Annotated in this window: 5 protein-coding genes; 3 read left to right on the forward strand and 2 right to left on the reverse strand. The window is 32.0% G+C overall.

What is annotated here, in order from left to right:
- Nucleotides 1–652 (reverse strand): hypothetical protein (locus FTV42_RS15825; protein WP_306669651.1); only part of this gene is annotated, 652 nt, incomplete at its 3' end.
- Between the two features lie 59 nt (nt 653–711).
- Here FTV42_RS15825 and FTV42_RS15830 point away from each other — a divergent pair.
- From FTV42_RS15830 to FTV42_RS15840, 3 genes are read left to right on the forward strand one after another with little or no spacing between them, the layout of a single operon-like run.
- Nucleotides 712–1,419 (forward strand): type IV secretion protein Rhs, encoded by a 708-nt coding sequence (locus FTV42_RS15830; protein ID WP_163146731.1) that lies wholly within the window; start codon nt 712–714, stop codon nt 1,417–1,419.
- A gap of 29 nt (nt 1,420–1,448) precedes the next feature.
- Complete coding sequence (locus FTV42_RS15835) at nt 1,449–2,219, forward strand: hypothetical protein (protein ID WP_163146730.1); 771 nt, start codon at nt 1,449–1,451, stop codon at nt 2,217–2,219.
- Nucleotides 2,220–2,230: 11 nt separating this feature from the next.
- Entirely contained in the window at nt 2,231–3,025 is a 795-nt protein-coding gene (locus FTV42_RS15840) for a tetratricopeptide repeat protein (protein WP_163146729.1), read from the forward strand.
- On the opposite strand, the gene FTV42_RS17420 is transcribed toward FTV42_RS15840, so the two are convergent.
- On the reverse strand, nt 3,005–3,492 hold a 488-nt coding region (locus FTV42_RS17420; RefSeq protein ID WP_218947011.1), incomplete at its 5' end, for a hypothetical protein. The two genes, FTV42_RS15840 and FTV42_RS17420, sit on opposite strands and share 21 nt — an antisense overlap.

Here is a 3,492-nt window from a genome sequence, read left to right on the forward strand (position 1 = left end):
ATTCATCCTTCGTCTGAAAAAAGAAATCAAAGCTTTGGCTCATGAATGGATCTTGTTGACTTTGTTTTTGGTAAATGGGAGCCAGACGATTGAGATAGTAATTCATCCAATCTACTTTGTTATTAAAGGTCGCATAGTCTTTTAGATCAGTATAGAGGTTCTTTAAGTCGCTAGAAATAGCTTCAATAATGGGGTGAAACATCCATACTGTAATATTCATTGGCTGTAGTGGGCTAAGCTCATAGGGCTGTGATGGTTCAAAGCGTTGTATCGTATAAAGTTGTGCACCATGCTCAGTGTAACGAGAACAGAGTAATTTCGTGTTCTCGACTTGAAAGTAGTCAGTCCCTACTTTGAGTTCTCTTATCTGTCTAGAAATATCGAGGCATTGGGGGAGTTTAGCAATGTTTGAATGCGCTAATCTTTTAAAAAATTCTATCGATCTTGTCACCACATAGCTTTCACCTGTCCCTGTAATAATGCCTTGATCCCATGGATGAATTTTTGTGGTTTTTTTAGGATCGAATTGAGCATCACCTGTTTCTGTTAAAACAACTTGCTTATTGTCTGTAGTGACAATGATGCTATCATTCAGTTGAATAGCGATGATGAATGTCATGCTTTGGTTAAAAATCATTGAATTATTAATCATTTATATTACGCTAAATTCAGGCTCAATTTTTTATAAATTTATAAGAAATAGGTAAATCTATGGCTGGTGGATCTCAGATCATCATTAATAAAGATGGGATAACTATTATTACCCCGACAAAGTTTGAGGCTAAAGCAGGGCAGCATTTATTTAAACAAGGAAGTAAAGTCAACTTTTCGTTACCTGAAATGCCAAATGTTGTGCTTCCATATAGTAATAAATTAGATGTATACAATTTATTTAAAACTGATGAACTAAATAATATTAGCGACTTAAAATATTCAGTCGTTAGAGAAAATGGACAGTTCCAAAAAGGAAATCTTGATGAATATGGAAGAACAGAACGGATAAAATCAAATCAATCGGAAAAAGTAAAAATTTTAGTTGGTGGCGATGAATGGCATTACTATATAAATACTTTTTCAGGAACGATGGATGATGAGATTTTAATTAAGTTTGTTGATCTCATTGGTGAACCTATTGCAAATTTAGAGTTCAAACTAAGTGATGAAAATAACAAGACTATTTTAATAAATAGAACAAATAAAGATGGTGAGGCTAAATTTCTATGCAATACAGTAGAATTTCCCTTACTTTCAGTTAAATATCTTACAAAAGATGAGTTCAAGCCTATTACTAGAATAGAAAATAATTTAGTAAGGGAAATTATTCTCATTAGTCCAAAAATTCTGAAAGAAATTGAGTTATTACAAGAATCTGAAGATCCTGGTGATTATTTAAGAAGTAATTATTCAGAAAAACTTTGATTAAGACATTGCGTTAAGGAAATTATGATATGGCTGATGAATCACAAAAGGTCAATAAAAATGGCAGACCAACGCTTGTTTTAAAAAGAGAGCATCTTGATAACGTTGTATCAGGAGTATCAACTGCATCTGATTGGGCTGGGTATGTAAAAGATACTGCAGATGTAATGAAAGCACAGAATTATAATATTAGATGGGGAGCTTTACATTCTAAAAATGTTCCCTTATTGAGTAAAGAGCGTTTAAAAAAAGCTACAGAATTTAAGGTGTATAGTAGAAAGTCTTCAGGTCATATCTTTAATGGAAATCAGCATACGAGTGTTCTGAATACAAAAAAAGCTGTAGAAAAAATTGATAAAATTGGTACTAAAGGTGGAATGGTATCAGATGGGGCAGAAATAATTTTAGCAATTCATGATGAGGATGCTGAAAAATTAGCAGAACAAACATCAAAGTTGGTGCTTTCAAAAGCTGGTGAAAAAGCTGGTGAAACATTAGCACTTGGAGTTGTTGGCAGATGCTCACAAAATGCTGTTCGTTCATTAGATCCGAGACAAGTTGGGGTTGGTTTAGCCCTCTGTGGTATCGCTGGCTTGTCAGTTAAGTACGGTATGAAGTCAGCTGGAGAAAATGCAGGTGAAGAAATTGGAAAAAGAGGTGAGGTAATAAAAGCGGCTGAAATATATATCAATGCTCAGAAGAAATTGAATGAAAATGCTGGGGAGGCAGAAAAGAAACGACGAGATAGAGAAATAGAAAAAGACCCTATGCTAGAATGGCAGATAAAATATTCTGACTAAGTGAATGAAAAATGAATGTAAAAAAAATAGCTTTTTTTTTAGTGTTTTTGAGTGTATTTAGTCTTAATGGTTGTACAAAGACTGTACCTCAGAAAGAAAAAAATCTTGTTCAATCAGAGTCTTTATATAAACAAGGTCAAAAATATTTTTTAGGTGATGGTGTAAAGCAAAACTTTCAAAAAGCTTTAGAATATTTTGAAAAAGCTGCAAATGAAGGTTCTGTAGTTGCTCAAAATGATTTAGCAGGTATGTACTTCAAAGGAATAGGTACACAAAAAAATGAAGCTAAAGCTTATTATTGGTTTAATGAAGCATCTAAATTAAATTCTTCTGAAGCTCAGTATAATTTAGGTGTAATGTATGACAATGGATATTATGTAGATAAAGATCGAACAAAAGCTTTAGATTATTATAACTTATCTGCAAAACAAGGATATGCTCGGGCTCAATTCAGCCTCGCTAATGCATATCTTGATGGAAATGGTATTGAAAAAGATATCAATAAAGCCATTAGTTTGTATACCGATGCGGCTAAACAGAATTTACCAGATGCTCAATACAATTTAGCCAACATATATGAAGAAGGAGCTATAGTTCCAAAAGATGAAAAAAAAGCGCTCGATCTTTATATACAAGCAGCAAACCAGAATTTTCCTATAGCTCAAAATAATTTGGGTTATATGTATGCGAATACCTATAATGATCTAGAAAAAGCAAAATATTGGTTTCAACGGGCATTTGAGAATGGTTATAAAGATGCTGGGGATGCACTAAAAAAAATAGAATCAATATCTAATTCTAAGTAGTGTAATTAGGCAAGTTAATATCAATATGATAACTAATATTAGTATGACTCCTTGCGCTTCAAACAAGATCAAAGCAATTAAAGATTTTCTAAATGTGAATTGATTTTCTTTGATTACAAACTTACTTTCATTACCTATGCTAGATATATAAACGGATAAAACTTTATCCGTATTATACTGGTGCCAGGCATTTTCTAATTTAACTTTTAGATCGTCACATGACTCTAATAACGTTATTCTATATATGCTTAAGACATTTTGAGCATTACGATAATAAATTTTGTTATGATATTTATACATGTATTCAACATTCATCTTAGCAGTTCTGTCTATACCTTTTCGCCAAGGTGAACTTGAGCAAGATATTTGTGTTTTTAAAATTTGAAATTTTTCAATTTTTTGCCATGTATTCAAATCTATACTTTTATTATCATATTTATTTGATTTTATTAAAGTAACTAAAATAA

This window comes from Acinetobacter sp. YH16052 (assembly GCF_013417155.1).
GTDB lineage: Bacteria > Pseudomonadota > Gammaproteobacteria > Pseudomonadales > Moraxellaceae > Acinetobacter.